Here is a 15,895-nt window from a genome sequence, read left to right on the forward strand (position 1 = left end):
AAATCACTATCCTTTTTTAATATTCTTTTATGTTCTTTTGAATCCGGGTTAGCATGGTTACTATTGAACGTAATTCTGCCTCCGAAAAATCATGGAACATTTGATTGATAAAGCTTAGCTTATCTGATTGGCAGGTAACTATGCGTTCGCGCCCTTCATGGGTTAATTGGACAAATGTTTCTCGATTGTCAGAGGGATTTCTTCGTCTAGTAACCATTCCTTCCGATTCCAACTGTTTCAAATGTCTTGTGATGGCTGCATGATCAATATTAACCACCTTTTGCAAGGAAGACTGTTTGATCTCATCCACCTGATACAATTGATGCAACAATTCATATCTAGATAAGCTAATCTGAGTATTACGCTCAAACTTCGGGCCCATATGATTACTAAGCTCTTTTAGCAAAAACAAAATATGCTCTTGATCGGGTATGGAATGAGTCATTTCCAAGCCTCCATTACCAGAATAAATTCGTTGAGGTATCAATTATTGACCAGTCAATCATAATATGAACATATTTTGAAATCAAGACATATGCATTTTTTCAGAAAATACAAATTTTATTTTATAACAGCATAGGTAAGAAACCAAAGAGCAGGAATAGTGAACGGAATTGTAGAAAAGTTACAAAAGGAGGGGAGTGATATAGCGATTGGTAGTGGACTCATCGTTGAACCAAAGCATTGGGTTTCCGTTTCAAAAGCAAACGAAAAGGGCATTCCTTTTTATGAAGCGAGGAATTTTCATTTTGTGAAAGAACAAACTAGCTATGGAAATACTGAAAGAATTAGGGTCTGAGCAAACCAAGAGGATTTATGAATACCACGGGGTAAAGGAGCCCTATTTCGGAGTAAAGATAGGAGATTTAAAAAAATTAGTAAAGTTTGTGAAAAAAGACCATGAATTGGCACTTCAATTATACAATTTAGGGAAACATGATGCGATGTATTTGGCTGGTCTTTCCATCAACCCGAGGATGATTACAAAAGAAACCATATAAAAATGGGCAAAGAAAGCCTATTGGTATATGATTTCAGAATATACTGTAGCGGGTGTAGCTGCTGAAAGTGATTTTGCAGTTGAGCTAGCAAGAGAGTGGATGAGAGCCGAGGATGAAATGATCGCAGTTTGTGGATGGAGTACGTACGCGAACTATTTATCTATCACTCCTGACGAGAAATTAAATATATCGGAAATCAGAGAGTTATTGAATCAAGTGAAAAATACCATTCATAGCGAAAGAAACCGTGTTCGTTATGTTATGAATGGATTTGTGATTGCAGTAGGTACATATGTAACCGAATTAAAAGAGGAAGCAAAGCAGGTAGCCGAGCATATTGGAAAGGTGCATGTAGATGTGGGAAATACCGCATGTAAGGTACCCATGGCTTTTGATTATATTGAAAAGGTGGAAAATATGAATCGAGTCGGTATGAAGCGGAAGACCTGTATTTGTTGATAATTATTTTAAAGGAGAAATATTTATGTATAGTGAAAATGATAAGATGATCTCCAACCGATATCCAAAAGATTTCTTTGACAATAAAGTAGGTTGGAGGCTTCAAATGAAAGGATACAAAAAAAACCTCTAAAAGAAGGACTCCCAGGAGAGATGATCCTACATCCATTTACCGGCCAGATGGATTATTATTCTTGAATAGGAACAAGGCTGTTTGATTTGTTGGCTTTGAAAATTATCTTGATCATCCATTGCTACCTGTTATTCAAATGGAAGACGGGGTTGTAATAAATTTATATAAAAGAAAATGGCCAGTATCACTGTATACTGGTTTTTTGTATTAATAAAAAAGCAACTCTCCTTGACATTGATAATCATTATCAATTAATATGTAGTTAAGTCAATGTTAATGATAATCATTTTCAATTATAACTATATCCTATAACCGGAGGGAACAAGATCAATGACTATCCTCACGTGTGAATGGTGCGGTTTTATAGAAAAACAAACAGATTTAAGTGACCACATGGAACCTTGTCCATGTTGCGGTTTATTTGAAGATGAGTTAGAAAATTAAAAAGGAGGACTTCTTTATGACCAAACGTCTATTAGAGTCGTTTATTCATAGCCCCTATCATGTAAATGATTCTAGTGTAAAGCCCTGTTGGAGACATGGAGTTCAACTTATGATTAATCAGGTCGTTCAACATTATTTTCAACTGCCTAGAAACATACAAAATTCTATTAGCATTATGAAATTGATTGATACATACCGAAAGAATTTGAACATAGAAGGATTTGAATCTGTCACTCATTACTGTGTCGTAATGGAAAAGATTACCGATCACTTACTTACTTTCCTCTCAAGTGAGGCTAAACAAGTACCACAGCTCTATTTATACCATCATCAAAAAGGGGTAATAGAGGAAGGGGAATATTCATTTTTCGTAAATATAGAGTTGACAGAATATTCGAGTAAATTATACAGTATGAAGAAATATTTATTAATGGCAGTTGATCATTTGATTAAACTTTATCAATTAATGATGTCCGTTCATTCGGTAAATGTTTACGGAAAACTACCTGACAAGGTTCAAATTGTAACATTGTTGGACGGCAAAGAGTATGAATATTCTCCGACGATCGAGGATCTCACTCTCGGTCAACAGTATGTGAATGATTTGAAGGAAACTAAACATGAAAGCTGGGAGAGAAGATTATGAAACCAACACCTTATATTGCTGTAAAAACATTTGACCATCAAGTTGACTGCTTCTGCCCAGATGAGGACCATAGCGAGGTAGTCACCATTCACAGGGGCGACATTATCGAAATTACTCCTGAGCGGAAATACACCGTTATCAATGGATGGTATGCATTAGTGATCATCAATCAAAGCTTCTCATTTTACATGGCTGTGGAAGATATAGAATGGTACTTTACAAAAGAACAATTGATTTCCTTGTTAGATGTGGATCTTAAGATAAATTATTTTCAATATAAAATCAATCAAGCTCTCGATGAGGGAGACGAAATATCTTTTATGAATTTCACAGAGAAAATGAACGACTCGAATGAAATGAAGAAAAAATTGCATATGTATCTGCAGAATGTAGCTGTTTAAGTGTCAAGGTGGTAGTCCCGCGGTGAAGTTGTGAGAGGCTATTCTAATTATTGGATAATGATGACCGTTATCAAAAGGAATCTCCTTGCTAGTGGTCTTCATACGGTTGATGAAGACCACTTTTTAATAATAACTGAATTCTAACGGTCTTCATCCACGCTATGAAGACCGTTATCTTAAGAATGATTTAGCTAATGGCCTTCATCTAGGGTCTGAACATCATTTTATCAAGAATCCCCCATCCAAATGACGTTCATCAAGGATATGAACATCATTTCCTCTAAGATTCCGCAAGTAAATGAACTTCATCATATGAAAAACCAAATGATCCCAAAACCAGCCATCAAAACCTTCATTCTCCAGTAAAACTTTCGTCATAATTTGTTCATATTTTCACGATATCATACACGTATGAATGATAAATTGGGGCACGATTCCCTTTTTTAGGAAAGGAGCACTTACAAGCAGTTATGAGGGAGAAGAGGAAAAATAAGATACTGTTTAGTCGGATGAATATGCTCTTTTTTGTGGTCTTTTTATTGTTTTCGACTTTGATTATTCGCCTGGGGGAAATTCAAATTGTTCAAGGAGAGGAATACGCGAAGGAAAGTGAAGAGACGACGACCACTGTTTATTCCTGGACGACTCCTCGCGGAAAGATATATGACCGTGATGGAAATGTTTTGGTGGAAAACGAGGCCATTTTCACATTAACGTACATTAACCCTTCCAACGAGCACAACCAGCAGGAACGGCTTGAATTGGCACAAAAGATTGCTGGATTAATCCAAGTAAGTACAGAAAATGTAAAAGAGCGAGACCAAAAAGATTATTGGATTTTCACTAGAAAAGAAGAAGCATACGCGAAGGTGACCGCAGAAGAACAAGCAAACTTAGATGACAATGAAGAGTATCAACTGATTTTGGAGCGAATTACGGAAGAAGAGTTAGCGACCATCACAACTGAGGAAATGGAAGTTCTTGTGATTAAAAGAGAAATGGATGTGGATAGTTCTTCAATCAAACGAATTAAGATGGGATTAACGACGGAAGAAATGGCCATCATTAATGAACGTCTTGAAGAACTTCCTGGTTTCGAGGTCAAAGTGGACTCGACCCGAAAATATGTATACGAAAATACGCTTCGTCAGCTTTTTGGCAATGTGGGACAGATTCCAGAAGAAGCAGCCGATACGTATAAAAGTAACGGGTACGAATTGAGTGACCTTGTTGGTACAAGCTTTATTGAGCAACAATACGAAACCTGGCTTAGAGGGACCAAGGAAGAACAAACGTATGTTCAAGATAAGACAGGTAACCTGATTGAAGGGGAAGTGACCCCTGGGGAATCTGGAAAGGACTTGATTCTTACCATTGACTTAGCCCTTCAGCAGGAAGCGGAGAAAATCATAGAGGAAGAGTTGAAAAAAGATAGTGGTGCAAGGGAAGCATATGCGGTCGTAACCAATCCACAAACAGGTGAAATTCTTGCGATTGCTGGAAAAAGTGAAGAAAATGGTTCTATAAACGATGAAACATACGGAGCATTATATAATGCCTATGCAATGGGTTCTGCGGTCAAAGGAGCAACCGTGTTAACGGGTTATGAAACAGGAGTAATATCTCCAGGAGATACTTTCCTAGACAGTCCGATTAAAATTGCTGGCACTCCAACGAAGAAGTCATATCAGAATATGGGGACCATTAATGACCTTACCGCTCTCGAGCGATCTTCAAATGTGTATATGTTCCACATCGCCATGAAAATAGGAAACTATGATTATACGGAGAAAGAAGGCTTTCACGATCCTGATGAAGCATATGCAACCATGAGAAAGTTTTTCAACCAATTCGGTTTAGGAGTAAAAACGGAAATTGATCTTCCGAGTGAAGCAACGGGCTATAATGGCGGGGTTCAGCAATTAGGAAACTTAATGGATTTTGCTATTGGACAGTTTGATACGTACACGCCTCTTCAACTAGCACAATACGTTTCTACCATCGCAAATGATGGAAAAAGAGTGCAGCCTCACTTGATGAAGGAGGTACGCGAGCCGGATCACGAAAGTGGTGAGTCAAGTGAAGTGATTGAAGAGTTTGAAATCAATGTGTTAAACACGGTGGATATGGACTTATCTTATATTGAACGCGTACAAGAAGGATTCCGCCGAGTGATGATCGGATCAAAAGGAACCGCAGCGTCCTACTTTAAAGGGGTCACCTATGATCCAGCCGGTAAAACAGGGACGGCTCAGGTGTCAGATGGAAAGGGTGGCTACAACTATAACTTAACATTAGTTGGCTATGCACCCTATGACAATCCCGAAATCGCAATCTCGATCGTTGTGCCCAATGCAGAAAATGATAGCAGCGGAATTAATAAATATATCGGAAAGAGAATACTTGATTTTTACTTTGAAAATAAGTGAGCCGGCGTCTAATTGGATGCTGGTTTTAAAATAAGCCAGTTTCCCTTCAAAAAGGAACTGGCTTATTCCACGTTATTTGTGTTGCTTTTTTGTTAAATGGTCTAATAAATCGTCAAAAGATAGTTCAGACATGGATGTAAGTCGGTGAACATGACCTTTAAAGTCCAAGTATTGTGTTACTGGGTTGGGGACGATGACACAATGAAGTCCAGCTCCAACTGCAGCTGTTAGCCCATTTAAAGAATCTTCAAAGCAAAGTGCCTCATTAGGCTCGACTTCTAGCTCCTGAAGGGCCTGTACATACAACTCGGGATCTGGTTTAACTTTTTGAACGTCATCGGAGGTTTTGATCACTTGGAAATAATCTAGAATCTTAAATCTATCAAGGTAATCAACCACCCATTTTCTACTCGAGCTTGAGGCAAGTCCAATCTTTAACCCATGTTCTTTCGCAGCTTGAAGATAATCTAACACTCCCTCACGAAGAGCAAATTGATCCTTTCTTTGCTGATAAAGTTCATTTGTTCTAGATTTCACTAATTCCCGATCAAATGGTTGATCGGACATGGCGTTCAGTTCGTCGTACAAGCCACCACCTGTTGTTCCTATGTATTTTGCAAAATTCTCGAGCTTTAAATCACAACCGTAATCCAGCATGACCTCCTTGGTCACGTCATACCAAACGGATTCGGTATCAACAATTAATCCATCAAAATCAAAAATGATTGCTTTATACATAATTACCTCCAGTTTTGATAATAGGTTATAATACATTATATCTGTAAAAAGGCCAAAATCCCATAACGATTTTGGCTTATTCAATTGATTTTATCTGTTTTCTTTACGATCTGGTAGATCAATCGCTTGTTTATGTTTGTTACCTTTATAGGAATGCTTTTCATCCGTACGAGTTTCCCAAATACTATATTTAATGTCATTCGAGCTTTGTTTTTTACTTGTCATCCAAAAAACACCTCCTTATTATAGATTTTTATAAATGGAAAATTCTATACAACAATAATAATAAAAGAATATTGGCAATTTTCTTTCGTATGGAAAAGTACGGATTGATTGTATATTCTGATAAGATAAACCGTTTTTGAAGGGTGGAGTATTTTGTGGGGAAACATCACGAAAGTGAGAAGTTACAGCGCGGGTTAGACAACAGGCATATCCAGCTGATTGCGCTAGGAGGAGCGATTGGAGTTGGCTTATTCTATGGATCGAGTGCAACGATTCAAATGGCTGGTCCTGCGATTCTTCTCTCTTATTTAATCGGAGGAATTGTCATTTTTACGATCATGAGAGCATTAGGGGAAATGGCAGTGGATGAACCGATTTCTGGTAGCTTCAGTTCTTATGCTCATCGTTACTTAGGACCGTTTGCGGGCTACCTTACTGGCTGGACGTATTGGTTTATGTGGGTGGTTGTCGGAATGGCCGAAATCACGGTCATCGGCGTATACGTGAATTATTGGTTTCCAGATATCCCTCAGTGGGTGACGGCTCTAGCTACATTAATTGTCGTAACCCTAATTAATTTAATGAATGTAAAAGCCTTTGGAGAGTTTGAATTTTGGTTAGCACTTATTAAAGTTGTGGCTATTATCGGAATGATTTTAGTTGGCTTAGGGACAATTTTGTTTGGGTTTGGAAATGGTGGACAACCTATGGGTCTAGACAATCTTTGGGCACATGGCGGATTTATGCCAAATGGAATAGAGGGAATTTTATTATCTTTAGTTTTGGTGATGTTCTCTTTTGGCGGAGTTGAGCTAGTAGGGATCACGGCAGGTGAAGCGAAGGATCCACGCAAGTCGATTCCGTCTGCGATTAACAATGTCGTTTGGCGAATTTTAATTTTTTATATTGGTGCTTTAGGAATTATGATGATTTTATATCCTTGGAATGAAGTGGGATCCAATGGAAGTCCGTTTGTTTTGATTTTTGATAAAATCGGAATACCAGGCGCTGCACATATTATCAATTTTGTCGTGTTAACGGCTGCGTTGTCTGCCTTTAATAGTGGCATGTTCAGCACAGGGAGAATGCTTTACAATTTATCGCTACAAAATAATGGCCCTAAATACTTTGGTAAGTTAAACAAACATCAAACCCCAAGACGTGGAATACTATTCTCGGCTTCGTTTTTATTAGTCGCTGTATTTCTTAATTATATTATTCCAGAAAAAGTATTTATGTTTATTTCTTCAGTTGCGACAGTGGCTGTCATTACAAGCTGGACGATTATACTACTCACGCAAATAAAGTTTAGACAATCAAAAACAAAGGAAGAGGTTGGAAAGTTAGCGTTTAAAATGCCTCTTCATCCACTTTCGAACTATGTGGCTCTTGTGTTCTTAGCTTTTGTGATTGTGTTAATGGCATTCATGGACGGTATGAGAGAAGCCTTATATGTAGCACCTGTATGGTTTCTTATCCTTTACGTAGGATATCGATTAAAAACAAAGAAATAACAACAAAGCGGTCTCTCAATACGGAGACCGCTTCTTTTAGTTAGCGTAATAATTTTGTGTGTAATAAGGCTGTGCTTCCTCATTAAAGGCAACTCCAACACCTAAGTATTCAAAACCAGACTTTATAATATTTTTCCGGTGCCCTAAAGAGTTCATTAATCCTTCATGTGCAAAAATACTGCTGAACTGACCGTACGCAAGATTTTCTCCAGCCAAAGTGTACCTTATTCCGTCTTCTTCCATTCGGTCAAAAGGAGACTCTCCTTGAAGATTCGTATGATCAAAATAGTTGTTAACGGCCATGTCCGTGCTATGCTTCCGTGCCGTTTGCATCACATGTTCATCCCATGAAAGAACCTGTAGCCCATGATTGACCCGAGTCGCATTAACCAAATCAAACATTTGCAACTCAAATCCTTTTTTTAATGCGTCACTTGGCTCTGAATAGATTGCTTTTTTATTGTTTTCAACCTCTTCAGTTAATATTTGAATGGCGGTTACCGTATTATCTTCATGCACATCATAAAAAAAAGTCACGTATGTTTCATCAATCTCATACATGTCATAATCGCTGTCTTCTTGTAGCTGATAAAAAACTAATCCCTTTTGCAATCGAGTGATTGGCTGCCCTAATGAGTCGCGAACGGTTTGTTTTGGACTATTTAGTTTAATTCCGTTTGTGGAAGAAATCAAATCTTGATTCGTGTACAAACCAATTACTTCTTGCTGGTCATTGTACATAACTTTGACAAAGTTATGGTAATTTTCATGATACGTATGCCATTCCGTTCCATACTCATTCATCTCAGAACGCTTGGGTGCTCCCAACATATTTTCAATATCTGTCTTCGATTCACCGAGTTCGATATTATATATCGAAAACACTTGATTGGAGGGTGACTCCAGATCGGGAGAAGGGACTTCTTTTTCAGAAGGCAGCTGATCCTTAGCCAGTTCTTCAACTTTTTCCTCAAGAAACCCTATGCTGCTAGCAATACCCATGTATAAGTCGTTCAAAAGTTCAGATAGATCGATATGATCTCCTTGTATGTTAAGTTCCTTAGTTATATCACCTAATCCGAATTCTTTACCGTACGAATTCCATAAATAATTCAAACCAAACAATAATATAACTAAGAGAAATAGTCGTCTCAAGTTTTCTCCTCACTTTCTACCATAAATCCTATCTATTCCATTATAGCTTCCAATTTCAAAGCCCATACCTATTTCCATTGTAAACGATGTTTCTTTCCTCGTGTTAGTAAAAGGAACTTGCAGGAAAATGGAAAAATTTGTTGTATTCTAAAATAGAACAATGAAGGAGGGAGTGTATGAGTTTTTCAGATTTACATGAGGCAGGGGAATGAGACCAACATCTGTGGGGAGATGATCTTCCTGTAAATACTGTCTACTTGCATAGACTGGCCATTTCCCCAGCCTTCATGAGTCAGGGAATTGGTAAAAAAGTGATTGAGTGGATATCTATGAGAGAGATAGACAGAGTAAGATTGGATTGTGTCGCAGACAATGATAAATTGAATCGATTTTATCAAAATAGTGGCTTTGAGTTGATAGGAATAACGGATGATCATTGCAAATATCAAAAAATCATGAAAAGGGGGCTTTCCTAGTATTTGTACATTAAGGGTGTAAACCATTTTTTACACCCTATTAATAAATTAGGGTATAAACCCTTCACTATCTCTAGCAATTTCGTCTCTAATAAAACGTTCTCCGCCTGTTGCCTCCACAGCAGCCCCCATGGATTGCAACCAATCCCCATTTATGGCGGTTCTTTGCCCAGAAAGGACGGTTTTATTGTCTTTTGCTAGACTTTGTTGTGTGACGCCAATGGCTTCTATTAATTGTCCAATCACTTGTATCCAGATGCCAGTAACAATATCCTGAGAACCTGGCCTCTGTACCTCTAACTCATATAGTTTCGTTACTGCTATCGCTTCCGAAAGTAAAGCAAAGAACTGAATCCATAGGCTGGCTTCTACCTGTTTTTCCAATACTAACTTCGTTTGCTCCTGTTTGTCTCCTTTTCCCTGCATTTTTCAGGTCACTCCTTACTCCATACCTTTGTTATGTATATCCATTACATTAAAAAAGGTCCATGAACTATTCGTTGACTTATTCCATAAATTTCCTGGCTAGATTGTGAAAAATCTTTGATAAAATAGTCATCAATTGCCTTAGGACTAAAGAACTAAAAATAAGACAAGATTACTATATCCATTGTTTGACATTGTGGTAGAATATGAGATTATTACGAATTCTAAAATAAATAGAGTTTCGAGGAAAATAGAGTGGCGCATACTTATTTAGCGTATAATTATCCGACCGTTATTGTAACGGTGCTTGTTGCCATTATTGTTATGACGATAATCATCGTTGGAATTACCTATACTGTATTTCGAAATGAAAACGAAGACCTTCTTAAACTAAAGCTCACAGAATTAAACTTAGCAAGAGCGGTTCAGGAAAAATCATTACCTCTTCCTATCCATAACGAGAGGATAAACATCAGTGCCTATTACAAAGCGTCCGAAGAACTGTCAGGCGATCTGTATTATTGGTCAAAAACAGACAGCGATCAGTACGGTATATTTATTATGGATGTGATGGGACATGGAGTTTCTTCATCCATTATCAGTGTGTCGATAAAATCGTATCTTCAAGGAGTATTAAGGAGAGTAAGTGAACCTATGAGTGTAATGAAGGAGCTGTCTGATCATATGAATTCGATGTTTGAGGGAAGTGATAACCCGTTTTATTTTACAGCCATTTATCTTTTAGTCGATACGAAACAGAAAAGGATCACTTATGTTAATGCAGGTCATCCATCAGGGCTATGGCAGGTCAAAGGGGAACCGGTTGTACCTATTGCGTCCACGTGTCCACCGATTGGACTTGTAGCAGAATTACCAATCATAGCTGATGAGATTTCCTTTGAAGGACAAGGAAGACTCGTGTTATATACAGATGGATTTATGGAGGGCATAAGTGATCATCCTAGAGTACAACTTAAGGTAATTGAACACATTCTTGTCTCTAACCAAGAAAAAGACATAGAAGAGGTAAAAACTCAGCTGCTAATAGAACACAAAAATCATCAAAGGCAACCGGATGATACTTGCCTGCTGGTGATTGATATTAATGGTGAATATTCAGACACCTAATTAAATAAATTAAAAAAAGACCAAAAATCTATTTTGGTCTTTTTTATCTTCCTTGATAATAACTAATCGCGTCTTTAACGGTGGCCATCGAGCGAGTGGATGACAAGTTTAATCCTTGATCTACAGCCAGCTTAGCTAATTCGGGTCTCAGTCCAGCAATAATGGAATGTACACCCAGAAGTGACATAACATGAACGATTTTAAAGAGCGTATCAGCCACTAAGGAATCTAAATTAAAAGTTCCAGAAAAATCGATGATTAGGCATTCAACCCTTTCCTTTTGTATCTTAATCGGTATGGTATCAAGTAGCTGCCTAGCTCGGTCTTCATCAATTGATCCTACGAGGGGAAGGACGGATATCTCATTTGAAAAAGGTACAAGGGTTGCAGACAGTTCATTAATTTGTTTCAGCATTTGTTTTTGTAACTTTTCGTTTTCTTTTCTAGCTGTGATATCCCATACGATGGATTGAATCGCTCTTTTATCGGCAAGTGGGGCAGGATGACAATACAGGTCAATATCTACCATTGTTCCATCCATTCGATAGACGGTTTCTTCAATGACTGGCATGGGTGTTTCGTAAGCGGATTCTATTCGTTTCTTTATGGCTGCCTTGGAGAAGTCTTGAAAAATATCAAGTGGGCTAAGGCCTAGAACCTCTTCTTTCGTTGTTCTAAAAAAAGTCTCTGCTGCGTGGTTGATATAAATTATTTTTAAATCTGTATGAATAATAACGGGGTCTAACGAATATTCAACGATCTGGCAGTAATTTATTTTTGAAAGATCTTCACTCACGATGTTCACTCCCTTGTAACTAAGGGTAAAGTATCATACCATATTTATCAAGGAATTAAGATAATTTTGAATAATAATAAAATGGTTAAAAATCGTTATACTGATACATATTGAATTAATTAATGAGAGGGGTGAACGTTCCTTGTGTGGAAGATTTTCCTTAACCGAAGAAATATATAATTTAAAGAGGCAGTTTGAATTTGAATTCTTGGAGGAATTCGGTCCAAGGTATAATATTGCTCCAAGTCAGATGGTGCTAGCGATTGGACAAAATAAAGGGGTACGTAAAGGAGCGTATCTCAAATGGGGTTTGGTTCCATACTGGGCAGCTGATCCAAAGATAGGGTATAAAATGATTAATGCTCGAAGTGAAGGGATTGATGAAAAACCATCATTTAAACAACCTTTCAAACAGCGGAGATGTCTGATCTTAAGCGATGGCTTTTATGAGTGGAAAAAGATCGGGAAAGAGAAACATCCATATCGGTTTGTTATGAAAGATGACAAGCCATTCGCACTAGCTGGTCTTTACGATGTGTGGAAAAAGGAAGGGCAGCCCACATTAACCACATGCACGATCATTACAACAACACCAAACAGTGTAACTGAGGATGTTCACGATCGAATGCCCGTAATTTTAAAAAAAGAAGACTATGACAAGTGGTTAGACCCGAATAACCAAGATACCTCTTTACTAAAATCTCTCTTAACTCCTTATCCAGCTGAGGAAATGATGAAGTATGAGATATCTTCATTAGTAAATAGTCCGAGAAATGAAGATCCAAACATCCTTCAAGCAATAAATAGTCTGTAAAAAATAGACCTCTCTCAGAAACATGAGAAGAGGTCTTATCGTTTTAGTGGATTGCTTTTTTCTTAAATCTACCGCCTCTAACCTCAGCGATATCTGCAATCGCTAAAAAAGCAGATGGGTCGATTTCTTCGACGATACTAGTCATTTTCGACTCTTCTAGCCTTGTGATGATACAAAAAATGACCTTTTTATCATCGCCTGTATAAGCACCCTCTCCATGTAAAAAGGTAACACCTCTACCAAGACGGTCCGTAATGGCATCCCCGATTTCATGGGCGAAGTCACTAATGATCCAAACCGATTTGGATTCTTCCATCCCAGTAATGACAATATCAATCGCTTTTGAAGCAATCACGTACGCTAAGATCGAATACATAGCACGATCCCAGGAGTACACAAAACCGGCAGAACCAAGAATGAATAAGTTAATAAACATAACAATCTCACCAACGGAAAAAGGAACCTTTTTACTAATTACGATCGAAAGGATTTCTGTTCCATCGAGTGCTCCACCATTTCTAATAACTAGTCCCACACCGATCCCTAAGAAAATACCACCAAAAATCGTTGCTAGTAGGATATCATCGGTAAAAGCAGGGACTGGATGAAAGAATGTTGCAAATAGGGATAACATGATAATTCCATACACCGTGGAAATCGCAAATGTTTTTCCAAATTGCTTATAACCTAAATAAACAAAAGGTAGGTTTAGTAAGAAAAGAAAGACCCCTAATTTAATTCCAGTAATATGTGAAAGCATAATCGAAACCCCGGTTACACCCCCGTCAATAACCTGGTTAGGAATCAAGAATATTTCTAAACCTACAGCCATCAACAAAGCCCCGATAGTTATAAAAATACCTCTTTGAACAATTCTAAGGGCTGATAATCTTCGGTGTTGTCTTTTTTCTAACGCTAAATCTGTCAAAACCCATCACGCCTTTTCTATTATATGTAATTAACAAAACATAAGATCCCTGAAAGCAACATATTTGTATGTAACATAAGTATATAATATAATAAGGTTATGTTACCAAATATATGCTCAGAAGAAGGGAATCAGTCACTATGGAATATGTAGATGCGATTCGTGATACAGGGAAAATTAAAGCCCTTAAAAAGTATCTGAAGGACCAATCGTCAAGAGATTACTTATTATTTGTTCTTGGAATTAATACAGGATTAAAAATTAGTGAAATTTTGATTATTAGGTGGAGCGATATTTTAAACGAAAATGGAAGTATTAAGAATTTCATGGAGCGAGAAGAGCAAGAAATCCCCATTTATGTAAATGCAAAAGTAAAGCATGCTATTTCTCTTTATCTTTCCTCAATTTCCTATCATTATAGTGACTATGTTTTCAAATCCTCTAAAACAAATGACCCCATCACGAGGCAGCAGGCGTATCGAATCATTAATAAAGCAGCAAAACATGTGGGGATTGAAGGGAATATCGGAACACACTCCATGAGAAAGACCTTTGGATATCACGCCTACAAAAAAGGAATCGCCATTGCACTATTACAAAAAATCTTTCACCATACATCATCTTCTGAGACATTCAAATATTTAGGAATCAAAAAGGAGGAAGAAATCAAAACTGAAATCGATGTGAATTTATAAGGGGGAAAAAAACATGATTAATATTGATTACTCGATTTTACTAGGTTCGTTACTTCTTATTATAGGAATCATTACAACCAAATTCTCAAGTCGACTCGGTATGCCAGCTCTAATTCTCTTTTTAGCCGTAGGGATGATTGTTGGAAGTGATGGGTTAGGAATCATCTATTTCGATAATGCTACTTACGCACAGCTAATTGGTGTTCTAGCACTGATTATCATTTTGTTTGAAGGTGGTTTGCAGACGAGATGGACAACAGTAAAATCAGTGTTGAAGCCATCGTTATCTCTTGCAACCGTAGGTGTATTGATTACAACTTCCGTCGTAGCTGTTGTTGTTAACCTATTATTTGATGTTCCTTGGCTGGAAGCATTTTTAATAGGATCTATCGTAGGTTCAACCGATGCGGCTGCTGTATTTGCAGTATTAAAAGGGCAAAATATTAATCCTAAACTTGGAGCAACCCTGGAGGCTGAATCTGGTACGAACGATCCTATGGCCATGTTTTTAACCTTAATGTTTATACAGTTGCTGACGATAGATGAGGCAAACATGTTCCTACTAATCATCTCTTTCTTTTGGCAGATGGGAATGGGATTACTTATTGGTGTTATCTTCGGGAAACTAGCAACCATGGCTATTAATCGAATAAATCTAGATTCTAGTGGACTTTATCCAATTTTCGCAGTAGCTTTTGCCTTACTGACCTATAGCTCCACAGCGTTGGCACACGCTAGTGGATTGTTAGCTGTATATGTGGCAGCTCTTATTATTGGGAATTCTGACTTAACCTATAAAACATCCATTTTCCGTTTCAATGAAGGATTTGCCTGGATGATGCAAATCCTAATGTTTATCATTCTAGGATTATTGGTTTTCCCATCTCAGCTATTTACCGCTGATGTGATAATAAAAGGCATACTCATTTCGGTAGCTTTAATCTTTGTAGCACGCCCAATCGCGGTATATGTTTCAACGATAAAAATGGATTTTAGTCATAAAGAAAAGATCTTTGTAGCTTGGGCGGGATTACGCGGAGCGGTGCCAATTGTATTGGCAACATTCCCTATGCTTGCAGGAATCGCCGATAGTCAAACCATCTTTAATGTCGTATTCTTCGTCGTGTTCACGTCCGCATTGATTCAAGGGTCAACCATTTTGCTACTTGCAGGAAAACTAGGGCTAACGGGACCAAAAAAGACGACCCCTGCACATTCATTGGAATTAGTCTCTATAGGGAAAGCCAATGCAGAAATCATCGAGTACGAGATTCATAAAGAAGATTTACTAGTAAATAAAAAAGTTGTAGACATTTTATTTCCAGAGAATGTTCTGATCAACGCCATCATTCGCTCCGATAAATTGGTCACACCAAGAGGGGATACTTGTTTGCAAGAGGGTGATCTTCTTTACATCCTCACACCAAGAACCAGTATTGGAAGATTAAAACAGATGTTTAAGGATCATGAATTTTGATATAAAACGG

17 protein-coding genes and 1 pseudogene are annotated in these 15,895 nt (G+C 37.7%); 11 read left to right on the top strand and 7 right to left on the bottom strand.

Features of this window, described 5'->3' with window-relative positions; genetic code table 11:
* Nucleotides 1-16: 16 nt before the first annotated feature.
* Entirely contained in the window at nt 17-445 is a 429-nt protein-coding gene (locus ACQ5H4_RS06530) for a MarR family winged helix-turn-helix transcriptional regulator (RefSeq protein ID WP_430774158.1), read from the bottom strand.
* Between the two features lie 159 nt (nt 446-604).
* On the opposite strand from ACQ5H4_RS06530, the gene ACQ5H4_RS06535 reads away from it, so the two are divergent.
* The 5 genes and pseudogenes from ACQ5H4_RS06535 to ACQ5H4_RS06555 all read left to right on the top strand — a co-directional run bounded on the left by ACQ5H4_RS06535 (nt 605) and on the right by ACQ5H4_RS06555 (nt 5,513).
* Nucleotides 605-799, top strand: a complete 195-nt coding sequence (locus ACQ5H4_RS06535) for a hypothetical protein (protein WP_430774159.1) — start codon at nt 605-607, stop codon at nt 797-799.
* Nucleotides 771-1,460: pseudogene (locus ACQ5H4_RS06540) on the top strand (DNA alkylation repair protein). Before ACQ5H4_RS06535 ends, ACQ5H4_RS06540 begins: the two are co-directional and overlap by 29 nt.
* A 593-nt stretch (nt 1,461-2,053) precedes the next feature.
* Nucleotides 2,054-2,683, top strand: a complete 630-nt coding sequence (locus ACQ5H4_RS06545) for a hypothetical protein (protein WP_430774160.1) — start codon at nt 2,054-2,056, stop codon at nt 2,681-2,683.
* Nucleotides 2,680-3,084, top strand: coding sequence for a hypothetical protein (locus ACQ5H4_RS06550; protein WP_430774161.1), 405 nt, complete (start codon nt 2,680-2,682; stop codon nt 3,082-3,084). The genes ACQ5H4_RS06545 and ACQ5H4_RS06550 overlap by 4 nt, the downstream gene beginning before the upstream one ends.
* A 539-nt stretch (nt 3,085-3,623) precedes the next feature.
* Nucleotides 3,624-5,513, top strand: a complete 1,890-nt coding sequence (locus ACQ5H4_RS06555) for a peptidoglycan D,D-transpeptidase FtsI family protein (RefSeq protein ID WP_430774162.1) — start codon at nt 3,624-3,626, stop codon at nt 5,511-5,513.
* Nucleotides 5,514-5,585: 72 nt separating this feature from the next.
* Here ACQ5H4_RS06555 and ACQ5H4_RS06560 read toward each other — a convergent pair whose 3' ends face one another.
* Together ACQ5H4_RS06560 and ACQ5H4_RS06565 are read right to left on the bottom strand one after the other, a co-directional pair.
* Nucleotides 5,586-6,251 carry an HAD family hydrolase gene (locus tag ACQ5H4_RS06560; protein ID WP_430774163.1) on the bottom strand — a complete coding sequence of 222 codons (666 nt, stop codon included), beginning with the start codon at nt 6,249-6,251 and terminating at the stop codon, nt 5,586-5,588.
* A 90-nt stretch (nt 6,252-6,341) separates the two neighbouring features.
* Nucleotides 6,342-6,476: a hypothetical protein gene (locus ACQ5H4_RS06565; protein ID WP_430774164.1), complete on the bottom strand. Its 135-nt coding sequence runs from the start codon at nt 6,474-6,476 to the stop codon at nt 6,342-6,344.
* A gap of 155 nt (nt 6,477-6,631) precedes the next feature.
* On the opposite strand from ACQ5H4_RS06565, the gene ACQ5H4_RS06570 reads away from it, so the two are divergent.
* Nucleotides 6,632-7,990: an amino acid permease gene (locus ACQ5H4_RS06570; protein WP_430774165.1), complete on the top strand. Its 1,359-nt coding sequence runs from the start codon at nt 6,632-6,634 to the stop codon at nt 7,988-7,990.
* Between the two features lie 36 nt (nt 7,991-8,026).
* On the opposite strand, the gene ACQ5H4_RS06575 is transcribed toward ACQ5H4_RS06570, so the two are convergent.
* A complete protein-coding gene (locus tag ACQ5H4_RS06575; RefSeq protein ID WP_430774166.1) occupies nt 8,027-9,145 on the bottom strand; it encodes a CAP domain-containing protein in 1,119 nt (372 codons plus the stop codon).
* Between the two features lie 221 nt (nt 9,146-9,366).
* Between ACQ5H4_RS06575 and ACQ5H4_RS06580 the strand changes: the two genes are divergently transcribed.
* Nucleotides 9,367-9,621: a GNAT family N-acetyltransferase gene (locus tag ACQ5H4_RS06580; protein ID WP_430774369.1), complete on the top strand. Its 255-nt coding sequence runs from the start codon at nt 9,367-9,369 to the stop codon at nt 9,619-9,621.
* Nucleotides 9,622-9,669: 48 nt separating this feature from the next.
* On the opposite strand, the gene ACQ5H4_RS06585 is transcribed toward ACQ5H4_RS06580, so the two are convergent.
* Entirely contained in the window at nt 9,670-10,047 is a 378-nt protein-coding gene (locus ACQ5H4_RS06585) for a hypothetical protein (RefSeq protein ID WP_430774167.1), read from the bottom strand.
* A 255-nt stretch (nt 10,048-10,302) separates the two neighbouring features.
* Between ACQ5H4_RS06585 and ACQ5H4_RS06590 the strand changes: the two genes are divergently transcribed.
* Nucleotides 10,303-11,175 (top strand): PP2C family protein-serine/threonine phosphatase, encoded by an 873-nt coding sequence (locus ACQ5H4_RS06590; RefSeq protein WP_430774168.1) that lies wholly within the window; start codon nt 10,303-10,305, stop codon nt 11,173-11,175.
* Nucleotides 11,176-11,218: 43 nt separating this feature from the next.
* On the opposite strand, the gene ACQ5H4_RS06595 is transcribed toward ACQ5H4_RS06590, so the two are convergent.
* Nucleotides 11,219-11,971 (bottom strand): PAS domain S-box protein, encoded by a 753-nt coding sequence (locus ACQ5H4_RS06595; protein ID WP_430774169.1) that lies wholly within the window; start codon nt 11,969-11,971, stop codon nt 11,219-11,221.
* 142 nt (nt 11,972-12,113) lie between these two features.
* On the opposite strand from ACQ5H4_RS06595, the gene ACQ5H4_RS06600 reads away from it, so the two are divergent.
* On the top strand, nt 12,114-12,785 hold the full coding sequence (locus tag ACQ5H4_RS06600; protein ID WP_430774170.1) for an SOS response-associated peptidase: 672 nt from the start codon (nt 12,114-12,116) through the stop codon (nt 12,783-12,785).
* A 43-nt stretch (nt 12,786-12,828) separates the two neighbouring features.
* On the opposite strand, the gene ACQ5H4_RS06605 is transcribed toward ACQ5H4_RS06600, so the two are convergent.
* On the bottom strand, nt 12,829-13,713 hold the full coding sequence (locus ACQ5H4_RS06605; protein WP_430774171.1) for a YitT family protein: 885 nt from the start codon (nt 13,711-13,713) through the stop codon (nt 12,829-12,831).
* A 140-nt stretch (nt 13,714-13,853) separates the two neighbouring features.
* On the opposite strand from ACQ5H4_RS06605, the gene ACQ5H4_RS06610 reads away from it, so the two are divergent.
* Entirely contained in the window at nt 13,854-14,408 is a 555-nt protein-coding gene (locus ACQ5H4_RS06610; protein ID WP_430774172.1) for a tyrosine-type recombinase/integrase, read from the top strand.
* Nucleotides 14,409-14,421: 13 nt separating this feature from the next.
* Nucleotides 14,422-15,885, top strand: a complete 1,464-nt coding sequence (locus tag ACQ5H4_RS06615; RefSeq protein WP_430774173.1) for a potassium/proton antiporter — start codon at nt 14,422-14,424, stop codon at nt 15,883-15,885.
* The last annotated feature ends 10 nt before the right edge of the window (nt 15,886-15,895 follow it).

It is taken from the genome of Bacillus coreaensis (assembly GCF_050586445.1).
Taxonomy (GTDB): Bacteria; Bacillota; Bacilli; order Bacillales; family Cytobacillaceae; genus Robertmurraya_A; species Robertmurraya_A coreaensis.

Coding starts and splice junctions, on each gene's coding strand:
- ACQ5H4_RS06550 (WP_430774161.1), top strand. CDS start 2,680: ATGAAACCAACACCTTATATTGCTGTAAAAACATTTGACCATCAAGTT.
- ACQ5H4_RS06585 (WP_430774167.1), bottom strand. CDS start 10,047: ATGCAGGGAAAAGGAGACAAACAGGAGCAAACGAAGTTAGTATTGGAA.
- ACQ5H4_RS06565 (WP_430774164.1), bottom strand. CDS start 6,476: ATGACAAGTAAAAAACAAAGCTCGAATGACATTAAATATAGTATTTGG.
- ACQ5H4_RS06560 (WP_430774163.1), bottom strand. CDS start 6,251: ATGTATAAAGCAATCATTTTTGATTTTGATGGATTAATTGTTGATACC.
- ACQ5H4_RS06610 (WP_430774172.1), top strand. CDS start 13,854: ATGGAATATGTAGATGCGATTCGTGATACAGGGAAAATTAAAGCCCTT.
- ACQ5H4_RS06530 (WP_430774158.1), bottom strand. CDS start 445: ATGACTCATTCCATACCCGATCAAGAGCATATTTTGTTTTTGCTAAAA.
- ACQ5H4_RS06615 (WP_430774173.1), top strand. CDS start 14,422: ATGATTAATATTGATTACTCGATTTTACTAGGTTCGTTACTTCTTATT.
- ACQ5H4_RS06545 (WP_430774160.1), top strand. CDS start 2,054: ATGACCAAACGTCTATTAGAGTCGTTTATTCATAGCCCCTATCATGTA.